Origin of the sequence: Alloyangia pacifica, assembly GCF_020524285.1 — a bacterium.
GTDB lineage: Bacteria > Pseudomonadota > Alphaproteobacteria > Rhodobacterales > Rhodobacteraceae > Salipiger > Salipiger pacificus_B.
The window spans coordinates 40064-59901 of the sequence record NZ_JAIVKX010000003.1 but is presented as its reverse complement, the minus strand read 5'-3'; the positions used below and the strand labels follow the sequence as shown (position 1 = coordinate 59901).

General features: G+C 68.6%; 14 protein-coding genes. 9 read left to right on the top strand and 5 right to left on the bottom strand.

The genetic code is table 11. From position 1 onward, the window contains the following. From ureC to argC, 7 genes are all read left to right on the top strand, one after another. A complete protein-coding gene (gene ureC / locus LC039_RS04385; protein ID WP_226621849.1) occupies window positions 1–1749 on the top strand; it encodes an urease subunit alpha in 1749 nt (582 codons plus the stop codon). Window positions 1750–2204: 455 nt separating this feature from the next. Continuing rightward, on the top strand, window positions 2205–2423 hold the full coding sequence (locus LC039_RS04380) for a DUF1127 domain-containing protein (protein WP_226621848.1): 219 nt from the start codon (window positions 2205–2207) through the stop codon (window positions 2421–2423). Between the two features lie 139 nt (window positions 2424–2562). Beyond that, window positions 2563–3174, top strand: a complete 612-nt coding sequence (locus LC039_RS04375; RefSeq protein ID WP_226621847.1) for an urease accessory protein UreE — start codon at window positions 2563–2565, stop codon at window positions 3172–3174. Continuing rightward, window positions 3164–3799, top strand: a complete 636-nt coding sequence (locus LC039_RS04370) for an urease accessory protein UreF (protein WP_226621846.1) — start codon at window positions 3164–3166, stop codon at window positions 3797–3799. The genes LC039_RS04375 and LC039_RS04370 overlap by 11 nt, the downstream gene beginning before the upstream one ends. 17 nt (window positions 3800–3816) lie before the next feature. After that, window positions 3817–4449, top strand: a complete 633-nt coding sequence (gene ureG, locus LC039_RS04365; protein WP_226621845.1) for an urease accessory protein UreG — start codon at window positions 3817–3819, stop codon at window positions 4447–4449. Beyond that, on the top strand, window positions 4446–5417 hold the full coding sequence (locus LC039_RS04360) for a ketopantoate reductase family protein (RefSeq protein ID WP_226621844.1): 972 nt from the start codon (window positions 4446–4448) through the stop codon (window positions 5415–5417). Before ureG ends, LC039_RS04360 begins: the two co-directional genes overlap by 4 nt. A gap of 375 nt (window positions 5418–5792) precedes the next feature. Next, window positions 5793–6767 carry an N-acetyl-gamma-glutamyl-phosphate reductase gene (gene argC, locus LC039_RS04355; RefSeq protein WP_226621843.1) on the top strand — a complete coding sequence of 325 codons (975 nt, stop codon included), beginning with the start codon at window positions 5793–5795 and terminating at the stop codon, window positions 6765–6767. 156 nt (window positions 6768–6923) lie between these two features. Here the strand turns inward: argC and LC039_RS04350 are convergent, their stop codons facing one another. Beyond that, a complete protein-coding gene (locus LC039_RS04350; RefSeq protein ID WP_226621842.1) occupies window positions 6924–11792 on the bottom strand; it encodes a translocation/assembly module TamB domain-containing protein in 4869 nt (1622 codons plus the stop codon). After that, window positions 11789–13585: an autotransporter assembly complex protein TamA gene (locus tag LC039_RS04345; RefSeq protein ID WP_226621841.1), complete on the bottom strand. Its 1797-nt coding sequence runs from the start codon at window positions 13583–13585 to the stop codon at window positions 11789–11791. The genes LC039_RS04350 and LC039_RS04345 overlap by 4 nt, the downstream gene beginning before the upstream one ends. A gap of 239 nt (window positions 13586–13824) precedes the next feature. Here LC039_RS04345 and LC039_RS04340 point away from each other — a divergent pair, with 239 nt between their 5' ends. Further along, window positions 13825–14736: an NAD-dependent epimerase/dehydratase family protein gene (locus tag LC039_RS04340; protein ID WP_226621840.1), complete on the top strand. Its 912-nt coding sequence runs from the start codon at window positions 13825–13827 to the stop codon at window positions 14734–14736. 18 nt (window positions 14737–14754) lie between these two features. After that, the gene (locus LC039_RS04335; RefSeq protein WP_226621839.1) at window positions 14755–15318 is read left to right on the top strand and encodes a DedA family protein; all 564 of its coding nucleotides are present in this window, start codon (window positions 14755–14757) and stop codon (window positions 15316–15318) included. Window positions 15319–15378: 60 nt separating this feature from the next. Here the strand turns inward: LC039_RS04335 and LC039_RS04330 are convergent, their stop codons facing one another. The 3 genes from LC039_RS04330 to dnaG form a co-directional block, all read right to left on the bottom strand. Then, window positions 15379–15666: an HlyU family transcriptional regulator gene (locus LC039_RS04330; protein ID WP_226621838.1), complete on the bottom strand. Its 288-nt coding sequence runs from the start codon at window positions 15664–15666 to the stop codon at window positions 15379–15381. A 16-nt stretch (window positions 15667–15682) separates the two neighbouring features. Then, window positions 15683–17680, bottom strand: a complete 1998-nt coding sequence (gene rpoD, locus LC039_RS04325) for an RNA polymerase sigma factor RpoD (RefSeq protein ID WP_226621837.1) — start codon at window positions 17678–17680, stop codon at window positions 15683–15685. Window positions 17681–17821: 141 nt separating this feature from the next. Continuing rightward, window positions 17822–19816 (bottom strand): DNA primase, encoded by a 1995-nt coding sequence (gene dnaG, locus LC039_RS04320; RefSeq protein WP_226621836.1) that lies wholly within the window; start codon window positions 19814–19816, stop codon window positions 17822–17824. Window positions 19817–19838 lie beyond the last annotated feature (22 nt).

The following is a 19838-nucleotide window of genomic DNA, read 5'->3' as shown; positions in this document are numbered from 1 at the left end:
ATGCCCGCAACGATTTCCCGCCGCGACTACGCCGCCATGTTCGGCCCCACCACCGGGGACAAGGTGCGGCTTGCAGACACCGACCTGATCATCGAGGTCGAACGCGACCTCACCGCCTCGCGCGCCGGTTCGGGCGCGGGCGGCAATGGCGATCTCTACGGGGAGGAAGTGAAGTTCGGCGGCGGCAAGGTGATCCGCGACGGCATGGGCCAGTCGCAGTACACCCGCGCGCAGGGCGCCGTGGACACGGTGGTCACCAACGCGCTGATCGTCGACCACACCGGCATCTACAAGGCGGACGTGGGTCTCAAGGACGGGCGCATCGCCAAGATCGGCAAGGCGGGCAACCCCGACACCCAGCCGGGCGTCGACATCATCGTCGGCCCGGGCACCGAGGTGATCGCGGGCGAGGGACGCATCCTCACCGCCGGCGGCATGGACAGCCACATCCACTTCATCTGCCCGCAGCAGATCGAGGACGCGCTGCACTCTGGCCTGACCACCATGCTCGGCGGCGGCACCGGCCCGGCGCATGGCACGCTGGCGACCACCTGCACCCCCGGCCCATGGCACCTTGGCCGGATGATGCAGGCCGCCGATGCCTTCCCGATGAACCTCGCCTTCGCCGGCAAGGGCAATGCCTCGCTGCCCGCCGCGCTGGAAGAGCAGATCAAGGGCGGCGCCTGCTGCCTCAAGCTGCACGAGGACTGGGGCACCACGCCCGCCACCATCGACACCTGCCTGTCGGTCGCCGACGACTGGGACGTTCAGGTGATGATCCACACCGACACGCTGAATGAATCCGGCTTCGTCGAGAACACCGTGGCGGCGATGAAGGGCCGCACCATCCACGCCTTCCACACCGAGGGGGCAGGGGGCGGTCACGCGCCGGACATCATCAAGATCTGCGGCGAGGAGTTCGTGCTTCCCAGCTCGACCAACCCGACACGCCCCTACACGGCCAACACGCTCGAGGAACACCTCGACATGCTGATGGTCTGCCACCACCTCGACAAGTCGATCCCCGAGGACGTGGCCTTCGCCGAGAGCCGCATCCGCCGCGAGACCATCGCCGCCGAGGACATCCTGCACGACATGGGCGCCTTCTCGATCATCGCCTCGGACAGCCAGGCCATGGGCCGCGTCGGCGAGGTGATCATCCGCACCTGGCAGACCGCCGACAAGATGAAGAAGCAGCGCGGCAAGCTGGCCGAGGAGCAGGGCGACAACGACAACTTCCGCGTCCGCCGCTACATCGCCAAGTACACGATTAACCCGGCCATCGCGCATGGCATCAGTCGCGAGATCGGCTCGATCGAAGAGGGCAAGCGCGCCGATCTGGTGCTGTGGAACCCGGCCTTCTTCGGCGTGAAGCCCGAGATGGTTCTCATGGGCGGCACCATCGTCTGCGCGCAGATGGGCGATCCCAACGCCTCTATCCCGACCCCGCAGCCGGTCTACACGCGCCCGATGTGGGGCGCCTATGGCCGCTCGGTCGAGAACTCGGCGGTGATCTTCGTCTCGGAGGCGGCGCAGGCCGACGGGCTGCGCGACAAGCTCGGCCTCGCCAAGCAGACCGTCGCGGTGAAGAACACCCGCGGCATCGGCAAGAAGGACCTGATCCTAAACGACGCGCTGCCCCATGTGGAAGTGCACCCCGAAACCTACGAGGTCCGCGCCAACGGCGAGCTGCTGACCTGCGAGCCGGCCAAGGAACTGCCGATGGCGCAGCGCTACTTCCTTTACTGAGGTTGGGGTAGGCCGCCCGAGCGCGGCCCCGAGATCATGACGCCGGTCCGTTTCCGCGGGCCGGCGTCGTTGCGTTCAGGGGGGCGAGTCGCAGCCCGCTTGGCGCTGCCGCAGCCCTGCATTCGGCGCAGGTCGTGCCGGATCCCGCGGGTTCGAGATATGCCCGGAAAATCGGCAGCCACGCCCCTGGTGCATGGCTGACTATGGCTAAATGCCGTGTCTGTATGGGTTTTTCGGAAGAGTTTTTCGCAAACTGACGTCGATTTGAGCGCCTAATAATTTTGCTACGACTGGAGTTCGCTCGGCGAAACAAAATTATCTGTGATCTCTGCATGGCTGGCGGGCCGGCTATGCACATGCAGCATTTGTTGTTCCCCGACCGCTGACCTATCTTGGGTGTCAAGGGAGGAAACCAAAACCGAACGCCAACACCAAACGCTAGGATAGGTTTCCAAATGGCATTTCTGACTGCAACCGCACGCGCCGAGCAGGCACCGTTCTTCTCGCGCTTCTTCGCCGCCATCGGCAACGGCCTCGTGGCAATGGGTGAAGCAAACCCGCGTCTGCGCAAGATCGAAGCGCTGCAGCGTCTTTCGGACGAGCAACTGGCCGCACGTGGCATCCGTCGCGAAGACATCGCACGTCACGTCTTCCAGGACGTCTTCTACCTCTGAGTTCCCGCGCGGGGCGCAAGCGCCGCAGAACTCGGCATCCCAAGGCCACGCCCCGGTGATCCCGGCGCGTGGCCTTGCCTTTTCCGGCGGTTGGACCGAGGGTGCTGGCGCAATCCAGACGATCCCCGGAGCCTTCCCCATGACAGCCCCCTCGACCAGCCTGTCCGTGTCCCACGAGATCGCCCGCAAGGGCGCCGGGCCCGCCCCAGCGCTGACGGTCACGCTCAGCTACGAAGACCGATTCCTGCGCCGCAAGGTGCTGAAGAGCGACCAGGGCGAGAGCTTCCTCGTCGACCTCGCGCATACCGAGAGCCTCGACCAGGGCGATGCTTTCGTGCTGACCGACGGCCGCACGGTGCGTGTCGAGGCCGCCGCCGAGCCGCTGCTGGCGGTGAGCGGGGACGACCTGCCGCGTCTCGCCTGGCACATCGGCAACCGCCACACCCCCTGCCAGATCGAGGCCGCGCGGCTGCTGATCCAGCGCGACCACGTGATCCGCGACATGCTTGCCCACATTGGCGCCACGGTGGACGAGGTGACCGAGCCCTTCACCCCCGAGGGCGGCGCCTACGGTCATGGCCGGACGCATGGCCACGACCACTCACATTCGCACGGGCCCGAGGGGCAGGCGCACAGCCATTCGCACAGCCACTCCCATTCGCACAGCCATGCGCACTCGCACGACGATGAGCATGGCCATGGGCACAGCCACAGCCATTCCCACGGCCACGCGCACACGCATGACCACTGATCCGCTGCTGACGCTGCACCAGCTCTTCTCGCCCTCCTTCCCGGTGGGCGCCTTTGCCTATTCGCACGGGCTCGAGACGCTGGTGCAGGAGGGGCGTGTCAACACCGCCGCGCAGCTGCAGGGCTGGCTCGAGGCGGTGCTGCGCCACGGCGCGGGCTGGAGCGACGCGGTGCTGCTGGCGCAGGTCGCACAGGGCGCCGACGCCGCCGAACTGGCGGAACTGGCCACGGCGCTCACGCCCTCGGCGGAGCGGCGGCTCGAGACCGTCAAGCAGGGCGAGGCCTTTGCCGGCACGGTGCGCGATCTCTGGCAGGCCGACATCCTGCCCGCCCCCTATCCCGTGGCGGTGGGGCAGGCGGTGCGCGCGCTGGGGCTGCCGCTGCTGCCCGCGGTGCAGCTCTACCTGCAGGCCTTTGCCTCGAACCTCGCTGCCGCCGGCATCCGGCTGATCCCGCTCGGCCAGACCGAGGGGCAGGGGGTGATCCGCGCGCTCTCGCCGCTCTGCGAGGCGCTCGCCGCGCAGGCGATCGAGGCGTCGCTCGACGAGGTCGGCGGCTTCTCCCCGCTTTCGGACATTGCCAGCCAGCGCCACGAGGCGCTCTATTCCCGCATCTTCAGATCCTGATACCTGACGGAGACCATATGACTTCCCCCAACGGACCCCTCCGCGTCGGCCTCGGCGGCCCCGTGGGCGCCGGCAAGACCTCTCTCACCGCGGCGCTCGCCCGCGCCCTGCGCGACCGGCTGTCGATGGCCGTGGTGACCAATGACATCTACACCCGCGAGGACGCCGAGGAGCTGATGCGCCAGCAGATCCTGCCGCTCGACCGCATCAAGGGTGTCGAGACCGGCGGCTGCCCGCACACGGCGATCCGCGAGGATGCCTCGATCAACCTCGCCGCCATCGCCGAACTGAACGAGACCTTCCCCGACCTCGACCTGATCCTGATCGAGAGCGGCGGCGACAATCTCTCGGCGACCTTCTCGCCGGAGCTGGCCGACGTGACGATCTACGTGATCGACACCGCCGCGGGTGAGGAAATCCCGCGCAAGGGCGGCCCGGCGATCACCAAGTCGGATATCCTCGTGATCAACAAGACCGATCTCGCGCCCTACGTCGGCGCCTCGCTCGAGGTGATGGAGCGCGACGCAACGCGGATGCGGGCGGGCAAGCCCTTCGTCTTCGCGCAGGTCAAGCACGGCAAGGGCGTCGACGAAATCGTCTCGCTGCTGGCCAAGATCGGGGGGCTGCCGCTGCCGGAGGCGGTGGAATGAGCCGGATCGTCATCCTCGGTGTCGGCGCGGTTGGCGGCACGCTGGCGGTCAAGCTCACCCTTGCCGGGCAGGAGGTGCTGGGCATCGCCCGCGGTGCGCAGCTCGAGGCGATCCGCAGCGGCGGGCTGACCCTGCTGACGCCCGAGGGCGCGCTGCAGGCCGAGTTCCCCTGCGTGGCCACGCCCGCCGAGGCGGCGCTGCGCGAGGACGACGTGATCTTCCTCTGCGTGAAGACCCAGCACAGCGAAGCGGCGCTCCTGCAACTGCGCGACGCCGGGCTGCGGGACCAGCATGTCTTCTGCTTCCAGAACGGCGTCGAGAACGAGCGGCTGGCGCAGCGCTACTTCCCCAACGTGCACGGCGTCACCGTCATGCTGCCTGCGGATTTCGTGCAGCCCGGCGAGGTGGTCTGCTACGGCGCGCCCTGTCTCGGCTCGTTCGACATCGGCGGCTTTCCGGCGGGCACCGATGCCGCGGATGACGCGCTCGTTGCGCGGCTCGAGGCGGCGGGATTCCCCTCGGCCACGCGCGATGCGGTGATGGAGCGCAAATACGGCAAGCTGCTGATGAACCTCGGTAACATCGTGGGCGCTGCGCTTGGCGAGGAGGTCGACGGCACGCCGGTGACCGCGGCGCTGAAGGCCGAGGCCGAGGCGGTGATGGCCAAGGCGGGCATCGCCTGGTCGGACCCTGCGGAGAATGACGAGAAGCGCGCGCCGGATCTCAAGATCGTCGAGGTTCCGGGTGTGACCCGCGTCGGGAGTTCGACCTCGCAGAGCCTCGCGCGCGGCGCGGGTTCGGTGGAGACCGACTATCTCAACGGCGAGGTCTCGCTGCTGGGCCGGCAGCATGGCGTGCCCACGCCGGGCAACGACTGGTTCACGGCGCTTGCCGCCCGGCTGGTGCGCGAGGGCGCGGCGCCGGGGGCAGTAACGCTCGCCGAGGTCGAGGCCGCGCTGGGGCTCTGAGAGCGGGCTGGCCTGCACCCCTGCCCATGCACGCGCCCCGGGGATCCGGGGTGCGCGTTGAGGCCCGGCTCGTGGGTGTCCCGGGGGCGTGCCCGGCGGCAGCCCATGTGGACACCGTGCATATTTCTCTTGACCGGGCCCGCGCTTGAAGACATGTCTCTGTCCCATGCTTGGGAACCCGACCCTTTTTGATCGACGCCGACGCCGCAGCTCCTTGCGGCGGCTCTTCGGGCTGCGCGTCGATCAGCGTCCTCCGGCACGGTAGCCCTACAGGTAGATACCGCTCGCCGGAGCCTCTCCGACCCGCGTTCCTGAACCCCCGCAGCCCTCGGCTCCGGGGGTTTTCTGTTTTCTGCACTCTGGAAGGACATCACCATGAGCATTCGCGTCGGCATTGTCGGCATCAGCGGTTTTGGCGGCGGCGAAGCGCTGCGTCTGATCGCGGGCCACCCGTCTTTCGACCTTGTCTACGCCGCGGGCGAAGGCAGCGCGGGCAGCCGGCTGGTCGACCGCTTCCCCGGGGTTCCGCAAGCGCTTGCGGATCTGGTGATCCGGAAGTGGGATCCGGAGGCGCTCCCCGACCTCGACCTGCTGTTCGCCTCGCTGCCCACCGGTGCCTCGGCCGAGGCACTGGCGCGGGTTCCCGAGGGGGTGAAAATCGTCGACATCGGCGGCGACCATCGCTACGCGCCGGGCTGGACCTATGGCCTCGCGGACGTCTGGCCGGAGCAGATCAGGGGCAAGACCCGGGTGGCCAATCCCGGGTGCTTCCCCGCCGCAACGCTGATCGCGCTGGCGCCGCTGCTCGCGGCCGGTCTGATCGCACCGGGCAATATCGTGATCGACGCCAAGACCGGCATTTCCGGCGCGGGCCGGGGCGGCGGCGGAAGCTTCGGCTACGCCGAGAGCAACGAGAACCTGCAGCCCTATGGCCTGCTGCAGCACGTCCATATGCCCGAGATGGCGACGACGATCGAGCAGATCGGCGGCGGCAGCGCCGCCGGTCTGGTGTTCACGCCGCATCTGGTGCCGATGACCCGCGGGGTGCTGGTCACCATCTATGGCCGCGGCTCAGCCACCACCGCGCAATGCCAGCAGGCGGCCCGGGCCTTCTACGCGGAGCGGCCCTTCGTTCGTGTCACCGACCGGCCACCGCAGACCAAGTGGGCGACCGGGTCGAACCTTGCCTTCGTCGGCTACGCGGCCGACCCGGAGCGCGATCTGGTGATCGCGATGGGTGCGGTCGACAACCTTGGCAAGGGGGCCGCCGGACATGCGGTGCAGAATGCGAACCTCATCTGCGGGTTGCCGGAAACCGCCGGGCTGGAGGGCGCGCCCGTCTGGCCGTGACCGACCGCGCAGCGGCGGCTTCCAGCCCGTGGGATCGGGGAAGCGTTGCCTCTGGATCGCCCGAGGGCATTGGTCCGCTGCCGCCCCCGGGAACCTGCCCGTCTCAAAAGCAAAGGGCCCCGCGAGGGGCCCTTTTCGCAGCACGCAGGTGCGTGCCTAGTAGTCGTGCTCGTAGTAAAGACCGATGGTGCTGTCGCCCTCCGAGGTCACGCTGCCCTTGGCCTTGAGGCTGGGGGTGATCTTGATGTTGAGGTTCACCGCGCTGCTGCCGCCGGAGTTCACCTCGACATCGGTGTAGATGTCCTCGGAGATGTACTTGCCGAGCCGCAGCCCCGCCTCGCCCTCGTCGTTGGTGGTGACGTCGAGGTCATCCAGCCCGAGCCCCTGCCGCAGGTTGTCCACTGCGCCGGAGCCCCGGCCCGCGAGGGTATTCACCGCCGCGGCGATCTGCAGCGCCTGGAAGCCCGAGATCTCGGTGATGTCGCGGCCGAAGAGCAGCAGCGCCAGAACCTCCTCCTCGGGGCGCGAGGGGTCCGAGGTGAACTCGACCTCCGGCTCGGTGGCCAGTCCGGTGATGCTGACAGTCACCGTGGTGCTCTCGACCTCCGAGGTGGCGGCAATGTCCAGCGTCGGGATGAAATCGCCGGTGAGCGCCATGGTCGCGGTGTCCAGTGTCAACCGCTGGCCGAGGATGTCGAGCCGGCCGCGGATCAGGTCGAAGCGCCCCTGCGGGATCACGTCGGTCGAGCTGCCGGTGATGCGCAGCGCGCCGCCCAGCTCCATGTCGAGGCCCCGGCCGCGCACGAAGATCTGCTGCGGGGCCCGGATCACTAGGTCGAGCGGCAGAGAGTAGGCCGCGCCGCTGGTCTGCTGTTCCTCGTCGATCAGACCGGCCCGGATGCGGGTGATGCGCGAGCCGAAAGGCTCCCGGACATGGGTCAGCGCGAAGCCGCGGCTTCCCGGCCCGAGCCCGGTTTCCGGGATGCGGATCTCGGCGTTGTCGATGAGGATCTCGCCGCCGATGGTCGGTCCGGTGAGCAGCGGCCCCGAGATCGTGACGTTGCCGCCGAGCTGCACCTGGTAGAGCCGACGGTCCTCGAGCACCAGCTGGTTGAGCGCGATGTTGAGGTCCGCGGGATAGTTGCCGCTCATGCCGATGGTGCCGTCGACATTGATCTGCCCGCCGGTGGCGAGCGCCGTCGTGGCCGTCAGATTGGTCTGCCCGCCGGCGATATTGGCGTTGAGGTTGAGCCCGGTGAACTCGAGCCCGGCGGTGGGCACGATGACCCTTGCGCCGTTGACCGTGACGTTGCCCGACAGCGAGTTGACCGCCAGCGGCCCGTTCAGCCGCATGTCGATGTTCGCCATGCCGGACAGCAGGTTGGGCGCGGCGACCTCGTTGGCCAGCTCGAGCGGCGCGTTGCCGGTGATCGCGAGGTCGGCGCTGCCGAAGTCCTGCGCGATGCTCCCCGAGACCTGCGCCTGCGTGCCGCCCGGGGCGGTGAGGTTGGTCTGCACCTGGTACTGGCCGCCGTTCAGCGCCAGCGTGCCCTCGGCGGTGGCGCGGCCCGGAAGCTGCGGCACCAGCAGGCCGAGATCGCGCAGCGCGACGTTGTAGGTGATGCTGCTGTCGCCGGTGCCGTAGGTGCCGTTGGCGGTGGCGGTGATCTCGGCGGTCTGCACCTCGAATTGCTGCACGTTCAGCGCGCCGTCCGCGTCTCGGCTCAGCTGCACCACGGCGCTGCCGTCGCCGCCGACCAGCTGGTCGACGGTGGGGATGCCGACCGCCAGCGACCGTGTGTCGAGCCGCCCGTCCGCCGAGAGGCTGCCATCCGCAAGGTTGTAGGCGACGGTGCCGTCGAAGTTGACCCCGCCCGCGAGCGGTTGGCCGACCAGCGGCGCATAGGCGCCAAGCGAAGCGACGGAGGCGGTGCCGTCGAAGCCCAGGGTGCCGAGCTGGCCGTCGCCGAGCTTCTCGGCGGTGAGCTGGCCCTGCGCGCTCGCCTCGCCCGGGCCGGAGCCGGTGAAGTCGAGCTGGTAGGCGCCGTCGCTCTCCTGCAGCGTGCCGCGGAGCTGCGCGCCGCCGGTGACGCCGGGCTGGATCAGCGACATGTCGGGCAGCGAAATGTCGAAGCTCGCGTCGCTCAGGCCGCTGGTCTCCGATGGCGCCTTGCCGAGCAGCGCGGCGGTGTAGACATCTCCCTGCGCGGTGACCCGGATCGCCTGGCCGTTCACGTCGAGCTGGCGGATCTGCACCAGGTCGCCGTCATAGGCCACCGAGGCGTCGAGATCGACGGTGCCGGTGAGCAGCCCGTCGACCTGCGCGATGCCGGTGCCGAGGTCGCGGGTGGTGCCGTCGAGCACGGCGTCGGCGGCGCCGGTGGCCATGTCGTAGGAGACGTCGGCGGTCAGGTTCAGCCCGCCCGACAGCGCCCGCCCGGCGAGCGGCTCGTAGATCGACAGGTCCGAGGCCGCCACGTCGCCGTCGAAGGTGACCGTGCCGAGGCTGCCATCGGCCAGTTTCTCGGCGCTGGCCTGCCCGTCGATGCGCAAATCGCCGGGGGCGGAGGCGTCGAGGTCGAGCTGGTAGGCGGTGCCGTCTTCCTGCAGCGTGCCGGTGATCCGCGCGGGGCCGGTGATCTCGGGCTGGATCAGCGACATGTCGGGCAGGGAGATGTCGAAGCTGGCGTTGCTCTGGCCTGCGCCGGGGGTGGGCGTGCCGCCGAGCAGAGCGGCCGTATAGACCTCGCCCTCGGCAGTGACCTGCACCGCCTGGCCGTTCACGGTGAGCTGGCGGATCTGCGCCAGATCGCCGTCATAGGCCACCGAGGCATCGAGATCGACGGTGCCCGTGAGCAGCCCGTCCACCTGCGCGATGCCGGTCTCGACGTCGCTCAGCGTGCCGTCGAGCACGGCGTCGATGGCGCCGCCGTCGAGCGTGTAGGTGACGTCGGTCTTCAGGTCGACGCCGCCCGCCAGAGGTTTTCCGGCGAGCGGGGCGAAGGCCGAGAGATCCTGTGCGGCGGCGTCACCCTCGAAGCGCACGGCGGCGATGCCGCCTTCTTCAAGCTTGGTGGCAGTGACCAGACCGTCGAGATCGGTGCCGCCCGGTGCGCTGCCCTCGATATCGAGGCGATAGGCCTCGGGGGTCTCGTCGAGCGTGCCGGAGACCTGCACGGCGCCCGAGAGCCCGTCCTGCACCTTCGAGACGTCGGGGATCGAGATGTCGAAGGTGCCGGTGCTGCCGCCGGTCTGCAGCTTGGCTTCGGCGACGGCGGTCAGGCCCTCGCCCGAAAGATCGAGGCGGCGCAGCTCGGTGCCTTCCTCGTTGCGCACGGCAGAGGCGAAGAGCTCGACCTCGCCCTCGAGCAGGCCGTCGGCCTGCGGTACTCCGGTCTTCAGGTCCAGCGTGCGGCCCTGCGCGGTGATGTCGAAGCGGCCCGCGACCGGCTCCAGCGTGCCCTTCACGGCAAGGTCGGCATCGCCGCCCAGCTCGCGCCCGGCAAGGCCGGAGAAGCGGCCGATGTCCTCGGCCTTCACGCTGAGATCGGGCTCGATTATGATATTGCCGCTGTTGCCGAGGCCCGAGAAGGTCACGTCGCCGGCGAGCGAGAGGCCCGCGCCGCCGAAGTCGATCTGGCGCAGGTAAAGCGGATCGCCCGCCTGCCAGTCGATCTGCATGACGCCCTTCAGCTCCTCGCCCGCGGCGTCGGCCATCGAGGCGTCGGCGAAGTCGAGGCCCGAGGCGTCGAAGGTCAGCTGCGCCTCGACCCCGCCGGGCAGGGAGTCGCCGGCGCTGCGGCGGATGGTGCCGCGCCCGGCGATGTCGGCGCGGGCGATCACCATGTCGGGGCGGTCGATGCCTTCGGCGACAAGATCAAGCGTGAAGGCCTCGCCCTGCGACGCGTCGAAGTCGAGGGTCAGCGTGGCATTGTCGACCATGGTCACGTCGCCGGACATGGCCAGCCGCACCGGGCTGCCATCGTCCGAGGCGATCTCGCCATCGAGCTGCATCAGCTCGGGCCAGCCGTCGGCGCCGATGCGCGCCGAGCCGGTGAGCGAGACCATGGCGGTCTGCAGATCCAGCGTGTCGAGATCGAGCGTGCCATCGGCACCCTGCAGGCCCGAGACCTGCAGGCTCTGTTCGGGGCCGAAGAACTCGCGGTGCTCCTCGGGCAGCAGCGGGCGCAGGTCACCAGACAGGTCGGCGCTGAACTGGCGCCCGGCCTCGGAGCTGCCCTGCAGCGTGACCTGCCCGCCGAGCCGTTCCTCGCCGTCGGTGGCAAGCTGCAGGTCGGCGGTGAAATCGTCGAGCTCGCCCTCGCCCTGCACGGTCATCGCCAGCGAGGGGGCGCCGGGCAGGCCGAGTTTGCTGCCGACGATGCCGCCGCTTTCCTCTTCCAGCGCGACGTCGATGTTCAGCGCGCCGCTCTCGTTGGCATAGCTGCCCGCGAGGGTCAGCGAATCCTGCGGCCCGTCGAGGCGGTTCACCGACAGGTCGGCCTCGCCCTCGCCATCGGCGAGCCGGGCCGAGCCCTGCACCTCGAGCGCGATTTCCTCGCCCATCAGCGGGGCGCCGAGTTCGACGCGGGCGATGTTGAGCGCGCCGATGTCGACCGAGACCGGCAGCTCCGGCAGGGCAAAATCGCCCGACGCCTCGGGGGCGGGGGGCTCTCCCTCGGAGATCGGGGCACGTGCGACGGCCAGCCGCTCGGCGCTCAGCTCGTTGACCACGAGCTGGCCGCGCAGCAGCGCGGTGCGGCGCCAGTTCAGCGTGGCGTTCTCGAGCGTCAGCCAGACGCCCTCGGAATCGGCGATGGTCATCCGCTCCAGCGTGGCCTCGGAGCTCAGCGCGCCGCGAAACCCGACGATGCGCACATCGCGCCCGGCGCCGGAGAGCGAATCCTCGATCAGCCGTTCGAGAAAGCCGCCGCCGTCCTCGTCTTCCTCCTGCGCGAGGGCAGGGGGCACCGCCAGAATGAGCGGCAGGATCAGAACAAAAAGAAATCTCTTGAGAAGGGTCAAAACGCCTGTCCTATCCCGAGGTAAATCTGAACGCCGTCGCCGGTGTCGCCACCGGCGGGCATGGCGACGTCGAAGCGCAGCGGGCCGATGCCCGTCTTGTAGCGCACGCCGATGCCGGCGCCGGCGTGCCATTCGCCGTCATCGCCGCCCGGGGTGCTGTCGCGCCCGACGTAGCCCGCGTCGTAGAAGAGCACCGCGCCGAGGCTCTCGCCGATGTCCTGCCGAAACTCCGCTGAAAGGCCCGCGAAGCTGCGGCCGCCGATGGTGTCACCGTCGCCGACGTCGATGGCCAGCGACTGGTAAGGCTGGCCGCGCACGGTGCCGGCGCCACCCGAGTAGAACAGGTAGTCCGGCGGGGTCTCGTCGATGTCCGGCCCGACCACCGAGCCGAGCATCACCCGCCCGGCCAGCACCGAGCGCTCGCGTTCGCCAAGCGCGAGGTAGCCGCGGAAGTCGCCGTAGAGCCGTGCGCCGTTGGGATCGTCGCGCAGGTTCAGGAAGGGGGTCGCTTCGGTCAGGATGTAGAAGCCCTTGCGCGGATCGAACTCGTTGTCGCGGCGGTCGTATTCGGCTTTCATCGGCAGGGTCAGCAGCTCGAAGGTCCGGTCGCCAAGGTCATCGGAGGTTTCCGAGTAGAGATAGCCGACACCGATCTCGGTGTAGAGATACTCGGTGAGCTGGCGGCTGATGCCGAGGGTCAGCTCGATGCTGTCGAGGTCGTAATTCGGCTCCTGCAGGTGCTGCAGCTCGGCCTGCAGGTAACCGTCGGTCTCGGAGCCGATCACCGCGGGCACGTCGAGCCGGCCGGTGAGCGTGTAGTCGAGCGTGTCGGTCTGATCGCTGATGTCGGTGATCGAGGCGTCGAAGCGCAGCCGCTCGGCGCCGCCGAGAATATTGCGGTGCAGCCAGTAGCCGGTCAGCGACAGGCCCTCGAGCGAGCTGATCTCGGCGCCGGCGCCGATGCGGCGGGGCTTCGAGTCGACCACCTGCAGCGTGTAGTCGAGCGTGCCGTCGGGATTGGGCTGGTCGTTCTCGCGCAGGGTGACCGTGGCGAAGGCGCCGGTGCGGGTGAGCCGATCAACCGCCGCGTTGACCTCTGCGGGGTCATAGATCTCGCCGGTGGGCAGCCCGGCGATCCGGCGGCGGGCGCTGCCCCGCACCTCGCTCTTGCCGACATTCAGCAGGCGCCCGAAGCGCAGCCGGGGGCCGGTGGTCACGCCGAGATCGACGTCGACGTAGCGGCTCACGTGGTTGGCGGTCACGTTCTCGCGCGTCAGCTCGGCCTTGGGGTAGCCGACGTTGCGCCAGCCGTCGACGGCGGCCTGGGCGGCGCTGGTGATGGTACTGGCGCGGGCGCGCTCGCGCCGCGCGAAGTCATTGGGCAGCTCGGTGCCGGGGGCCAGCGGCGCAACATCGGTGCGGCCGAAGCGGAAGCTGGGGCCGCGCTTGACCAGCACGTCGACCCGGTTCACCGCATCCGGGGTGCTCAGCAACGGGATGTCCGCCGCCTCGCGGCCGTCGATGCGGATCGACACCTCGGGGCCGTAATAGCCGTTGGAATAGAGCGTCTCGACGATGATCCCGTAGTCCTGCAGCGCCGCGGCGAGCACGTCCGGTCCCTCGGTCTTGCCGTCGGATTTGACCCGCACCAGCGCGGAAAAGCTGGTGATCTGATCCTGGATATCCTCGTCGAGTTCGGGAAATGCGAAGCTGAGCGTTTCAAAGGCCGAGGCCGGCAGGGCGGCGAGGCCCAGGGCGAGGCTCAGGGAAATCAGAGAGTGCCGAGGGCGCAATGAACTGTCCTTTCTCGAAACCATGCGGGCACCTTAACGCAGCGGAACACGGGCGGCTAGGCGCAGCGGCAATAAGGGCAGTGTTCCGGGTGATTTAGCGCGCACCGGTCACAGGCCCATCCCCGGCGCGAAAGGCGTGTGGCCAGGGGGCGGCGCGGAGCGGCTGCCGCTTGCCGGGACCTCGGAGCCTGTCTATCCCGGTAGGGGACATTTCCGGATCGAAAAGGCAGGGCATCAGCATGGCGACGCAGACTTACGTGACCGGATGCGCGGGCATCCTCGGCTTCGAGATCCTGCGCCATTTCCACGCGGCGGGGCTGCCGGTCACCGGGATCTCGCGCAGCGCGCTGCCCGAGGGCGCGCCGGAGCTGCCGCACGTGCGGGTGAGCGACGCGCTGCACCCGGGCTGGCTGGCGCCGGGCGATGCGCATGCCACCATCGTGCATTGCGCCGGCCTGTCGGACGCGCGGCGGCGCTTCGGCTCGATCGCCGAACTGGCGCAGGAGGTCACCCGCCCGCAGACCGACTTCGTCGAGGCGTTGGTGGCGCGCGGCTGGCGCGGGCATTTCGTCTACCTGTCGACCGCGGCGGTCTATGGCGACACCGAGGATCTGCCGATCCCGGAGACCCGCGAGCCGCAGCCCAAGGGCTACTACGCGCTGCACAAGCTCTCGGTCGAGGAGGCGCTGCTGTTCCTCGCGGCGCAGCACGGCTTCCGGCTGACCCTGCTGCGGCTCGGCAATCCCTATGGCACGGCGATGCCGGGGCGCGAGCGCGGGGTGATGCGGCTGCTGCTGGATGCGCTGGCCAGCGGTGCCGCCTTCACCGTCTACGGCAGCGGCGAGACCTCGCGCGACTACCTGCACATGGATGATTTCTGCGCAGGGGTCGAACGGGTGGTGGCCGGACCGCTGCCGGGCCCGGTGACCCGGCTCAACCTCGGCGCGGGGGAGGGCTGTTCGCTCAACGGGCTGATCGCGAAGATGGAGGCAGCAACCGGCCGGAATCTCAACCTCGTCAGCGAGCCCTCGGCACTGGAGGTGAAGTCGAGCGTGCTGGACATCTCCCGCGCCCGGGAGGTGCTGGGCTGGGCGCCGCGGGTGTCGCTGGACGAAGGACTGGCCCGCATGGTCGCGGACTACGGGATGTAAAAGGGGGGTGCCACGCGGATGATCGATGCGCTGATCGCCAAGTACGGGTTGATCATTGTCTATCTCGGCTGCGCGCTCGAGGGCGACACCGTGGCGATCACCTCGGGGCTTCTGGCGCATCACCAGCTCCTGCCGCTCTGGCCGACGCTGGCCGCCGCCTGGGCCGGGGGCTGGACGGCGGATGTGGCGATCTTCCTGCTGGCGCGGCGCTACCGCGACCACCCGCGGGTGCTGCGCATCCTGGCGCATCCGGTCTCGAAGGGCATGGCGCGGCGGTTTCTCGGGCGGCCGGTGCTGCTGGCCTCGGTGTTCCGCTTCCTGCCGGGGATGCGCACGGTGACGCCGGTGCTGCTGGCCACCGGCGCGCGGCTGCGCCCGGCGCTCTACCTGCCGATCACTTGCCTCTCGGCGTTGGTCTGGGCGGTGGCAATGGTGGTGATCGGCCATGGCATCGGCACTCTGGTGCGCCGCATCTGGGGGCACGTCGACCGCACCGAGTTGCTGCTGGCGCTGCCGGTGCTGCTGGTGGCGCTCTTCGCCGGGCACCGGCTGTGGCGGATGCGGCGGGACCTTGAGAAGTAGCCGGGCAAAGAGAAACGCCGCCCCGGGGGGCGGCGTTCTGCATTGGGACAGGCCGACGGGTCAGCCGAAGAGTCGGGCGCCCTGTTCGTCGATCATCTGCTTGGCCTTGCGCAGCGAGGCTTCCACGGCCTCTCCGTGGTCGCGGATGACGTCGGCGCGGATCAGCTCGTGCACCTTGGTCTCGCCGTTCACCTCGCCCTCGATCCGGGCGGCGATGCGGAACTGACCGTCTGCCGGCTGCGGTTCGGGGTAGATGCGGAAGCCGTTGTACTCAACGGCCTCCGCCTGAGGCTGGGCCTTTGCGGTGTCGGAGCTTCCGCCGCCGAACAGGCGGGACCAGAAAGACATGGGCGAACCTCCGGGCTTACTGGTCGAGGAAGGAGCGCAGCTTGCGCGACCGCGACGGGTGCTTGAGCTTGCGCAGCGCCTTGGCCTCGATCTGACGGATCCGCTCGCGCGTCACCGAGAACTGCTGGCCGACCTCTTCCAGCGTGTGGTCGGTGTTCATGCCGATGCCGAAGCGCATCCGCAGAACCCGTTCCTCACGCGGGGTGAGCGAGGAGAGCACGCGGGTGGTGGTCTCCTTGAGGTTCTCCTGGATCGCCGAATCGAGCGGCAGGATGGCGTTCTTGTCCTCGATGAAATCGCCGAGCTGCGAGTCTTCCTCGTCGCCGATCGGCGTTTCGAGCGAGATCGGCTCCTTGGCGATCTTCATCACCTTGCGGACCTTCTCGAGCGGCATCTGCAGTTTTTCCGCCAGCTCTTCCGGGGTCGGCTCGCGGCCGATCTCGTGCAGCATCTGGCGGCCGGTGCGGACCAGCTTGTTGATCGTCTCGATCATGTGCACCGGGATGCGGATGGTGCGCGCCTGGTCGGCGATCGAGCGGGTGATGGCCTGGCGGATCCACCAGGTGGCGTAGGTCGAGAACTTGTAGCCGCGGCGGTACTCGAACTTGTCCACCGCCTTCATCAGGCCGATGTTGCCTTCCTGAATGAGGTCGAGAAACTGCAGGCCGCGGTTGGTGTACTTCTTGGCGATGGAGATCACGAGGCGCAGGTTGGCCTCGACCATTTCCTTCTTCGCCTGGCGTGCCTCTTTCTCGCCCTTCTGCACCTGCTGGACGATGCGGCGGAATTCGCTGATGTCGAGGCCGACGTACTGGCCGACCTGCGCCATGTCGGCGCGCAGCTCTTCGGCCTTGTCCGAGAAGCGCTCGATGAACATCTGCCAGCCGCGGCCGTCCTTGGCCGCCATGTGATCCATCCAGTTCGGATCCAGCTCGCGGCCACGGTACTCGTCGATGAACTCGCGGCGGTTGATGCGGGCCTGGTCGGCCAGTTTCACCATCGAGCTGTCGATCGACATGATGCGCTTGTTGATGCCGTAGAGCTGGTCGATCAGCGCCTCGATGCGGTTGTTGTGCAGGTGAAGCCCGTTCACCAGCACGACGATTTCCGAGCGCACGCGCTGGTATTGCGCCTCGTCCTCGGCCGAGAAGGAGCCGTCCTCGTTCAGCGTGGCGCTGATCCGGGCGTCCTGCATCTCCGAGAGGGTCTCGTAGTCGGCGGCGATCGTGTCGAGGGTTTCGAGCACGCGCGGCTTCAGCGCGGTCTCCATCGCGGCCAGCGACATGTTGGCCTGATCGTCCTCGTCCTCGTCGTCATCGCGGCGGATCGGGTTGCCGTCGGCGTCGAGCTCGGGCTCGTTGCTCTTCGGTTTCTGCGCCGCGGCCTCGGTGGTGCCGGTGCCGACCACGGGCTCGTCGAGCTCGCCGTCCTCGTCGAGCTGGTTGCCGAAGGTCGCCTCGAGGTCGATCACGTCGCGCAGGAGGATTTCCTCGCCGAGCAGTTCCTCGCGCCAGATGGTGATCGCCTGGAAGGTCAGCGGGCTCTCGCAGAGGCCTGCGATCATCGTGTTGCGGCCGGCCTCGATGCGCTTGGCGATGGCAATCTCGCCCTCGCGCGAGAGCAGCTCGACCGAGCCCATCTCGCGCAGATACATGCGCACCGGGTCATCGGTGCGGTCGAGCTTTTCGGTGCCCCCCGACGACACGGCGACGTCGCGGCCGCGCGAGGCGTCGACGAGATCGGTCGACCCCTTGTTCTTGTCGTCGCCGTCCTCGGATTCCTCGTCCTCTTCGGTGACCTGGATGCCCATTTCGGAGAGCATCGACATCACGTCTTCGATCTGGTCGGAGCTGACCTGATCGGGCGGCAGAACCTGGTTCAGCTGGTCGTAGGTGATAAAGCCACGCTCGCGCGCCTCGGCGATCATCTTCTTGACCGCGGCCTGGCTCATGTCGAGGCTGTGTGCGTCGTCCTGAGTTTCCGGCTTGGCGTCGTCGTTGTCTTTGGCTGCCATGAAGTGCTCCGTCAAAGGGAGGGGCCGGTTCTGGCCGGCACTCGCGCAAGTGAAGTGATTCGATTTCGCGAATCATGGGGGGAATCAAATGATTCGGCCACCCGTGTACCCGTTTTTCCTCCAGTTTCCCTAAATGGTCATCTAGTTCTGACCCTTGGAAAAGCGAATCTGCTGCAGCAGCGCGTCGAAGGCGCTGCGTTCTTCTTTGTCCATCCGGGCGCCGTTTGCGCCCACGTCGAATTCCACATCGTCTTCCGAGCGGTTCATCACCGCCTGGTTGCGCGCCTGTGCTGCCTGACCCAACCGCCAGGTAAGGGCTTCGTCCGCAAGGCTTTCCATATCCTCCAAAGCCTCCGCAAGTTCAGCCACGAGACCTGCCTGGGCGGCGATTTTGGCGAATTCCTCGGCCACCGTGAGGCGGGCGAGCTCGGTGTCACCGAAATGTCGCAGGCAGGGTACGACTGCCACATGGCGTGCCGCGAGGAGGGAATCAAGGGCCTCGGGTCCGATTCTCTGCATCGCCTCGTCCTGCAGCGTGTCGGGGTCGTCGGAAACGCCGGAGAGCAGCAGGCTGCGCAGGGTCGCATGAGCGGGGTCCTGGCACGGCAGGGTTTCCAGCGGCGCCTCGAACTCCGGCAGCAGCCCGGGGTAGCGCAGCAGCACGGCGAGAATGACATCCTCGCGCAGCCGCAGCTCGGCGGTCTCGCCGGCGGCCACCAACAGCGACGACTTGGCCGCGGCGCTCGGCGCGATGGTCACCGCCTGGCCCCAGCGCTGGTTGCGCTGGCCGCTGCGGAACGGGCTGCGTTGGCCGGAGCCGCCGAAGCTGCCGCCCGCATTGCCGCCGCGGCGGGCGCGGAAAAGCTGCCAGCGCAGATCCTTGATCTCGTCGCCGTAGTGGCGGCGCAGGTCGGGATGCTGGATGCGCTTGATCGCGGCGCGCAGCGTGGCGTCGAGCGCCGCCTTGCGCTCGGGGCTGTCGAAGACCTTGCCCTCGGTCTCGCGCCGCCAGAGCAGCTGCACCATGGGCAGCGCCTGGTCGAGCACCGCCTTCACCGCCTGCGGCCCCTTGGCGCGCAGCAGGTCATCGGGGTCCTGCCCCTCGGGCATGATGGCAAAGCGCAGCCCCTTGCCCGGCACCAGAAGCGGCAGGGCGAGGTCAATCACCCGGTAGGCGGCGCGCAAGCCCGCCTTGTCGCCGTCGAGCGCAATCACCGGCTCGTCGGCGATGCGCCAGAGCAGGGCGAGCTGGTTTTCGGTGACCGCGGTGCCGAGCGGCGCCACGGAGGCGCCGAAGCCCGCCTCGCTGAGCGCGATCACGTCCATGTAGCCCTCGGCGACGATCAGCGGCTGGCCCTTGCCCGCTGCCTCGCGCGCGGGCGCATGATTGTAGAGGTTGCGGCCCTTGTCGAAGAGCTCGGTCTCGGGCGAGTTGAGGTATTTCGCGTTGTCGCGCGGGTCCATCGCGCGCCCGCCGAAGGCGATGGCGCGGCCGCGGCCGTCGCGGATCGGGAACATGATGCGGTTGCGGAACACGTCATAGGGCGCGCGGCCCTTGTCCGAGGGCTTGGCGAGCCCGGCGCCGAGGATCAGATCCTCGGCCACGCCCTGTCCGCGCAGGTGGTCCCAGAGATTCTGCCAGCCAGCGGGGGCGAAGCCCAGCTCGAAGCGGTCCTGCACGTCCTGCTTCAGCCCGCGGCGTTCGAGGTAGTCGCGCGCCTCGGCGGCGGCGGCGGTGCGCAGCTGCATCCGGTAGAAGCGCAGCGCCTGCTCCATCACCTCGGCGAGCTGGCTGCGGCGGTCGGCCTTCTGCGCCGCCTGCGGGTCGCGCGCGGGCATCTGCATCCCGGCCTCGCGGGCGAGGATTTCGACGGCTTCCATGAAGTCGACGTTCTCGCTCTCGCGGATGAAGGAGATCGCGTCTCCCTTCGCGTGACAGCCGAAGCAATAGTAGAAGCCCTTGCGGTCATCGACGTGGAAGGAGGCGGATTTTTCCTGGTGGAACGGGCAGGGCGCCCACATGTCACCCTTGGCCTGGTTCGATTTTCGGTTGTCCCACATGACCTTGCGGCCCACGACCTGAGACAGGCTCGTGCGCGTGCGCAACTCGTCGAGGAAACCGGGTGGAAGACTCATGCTCGGAGTATCAATGCACAAT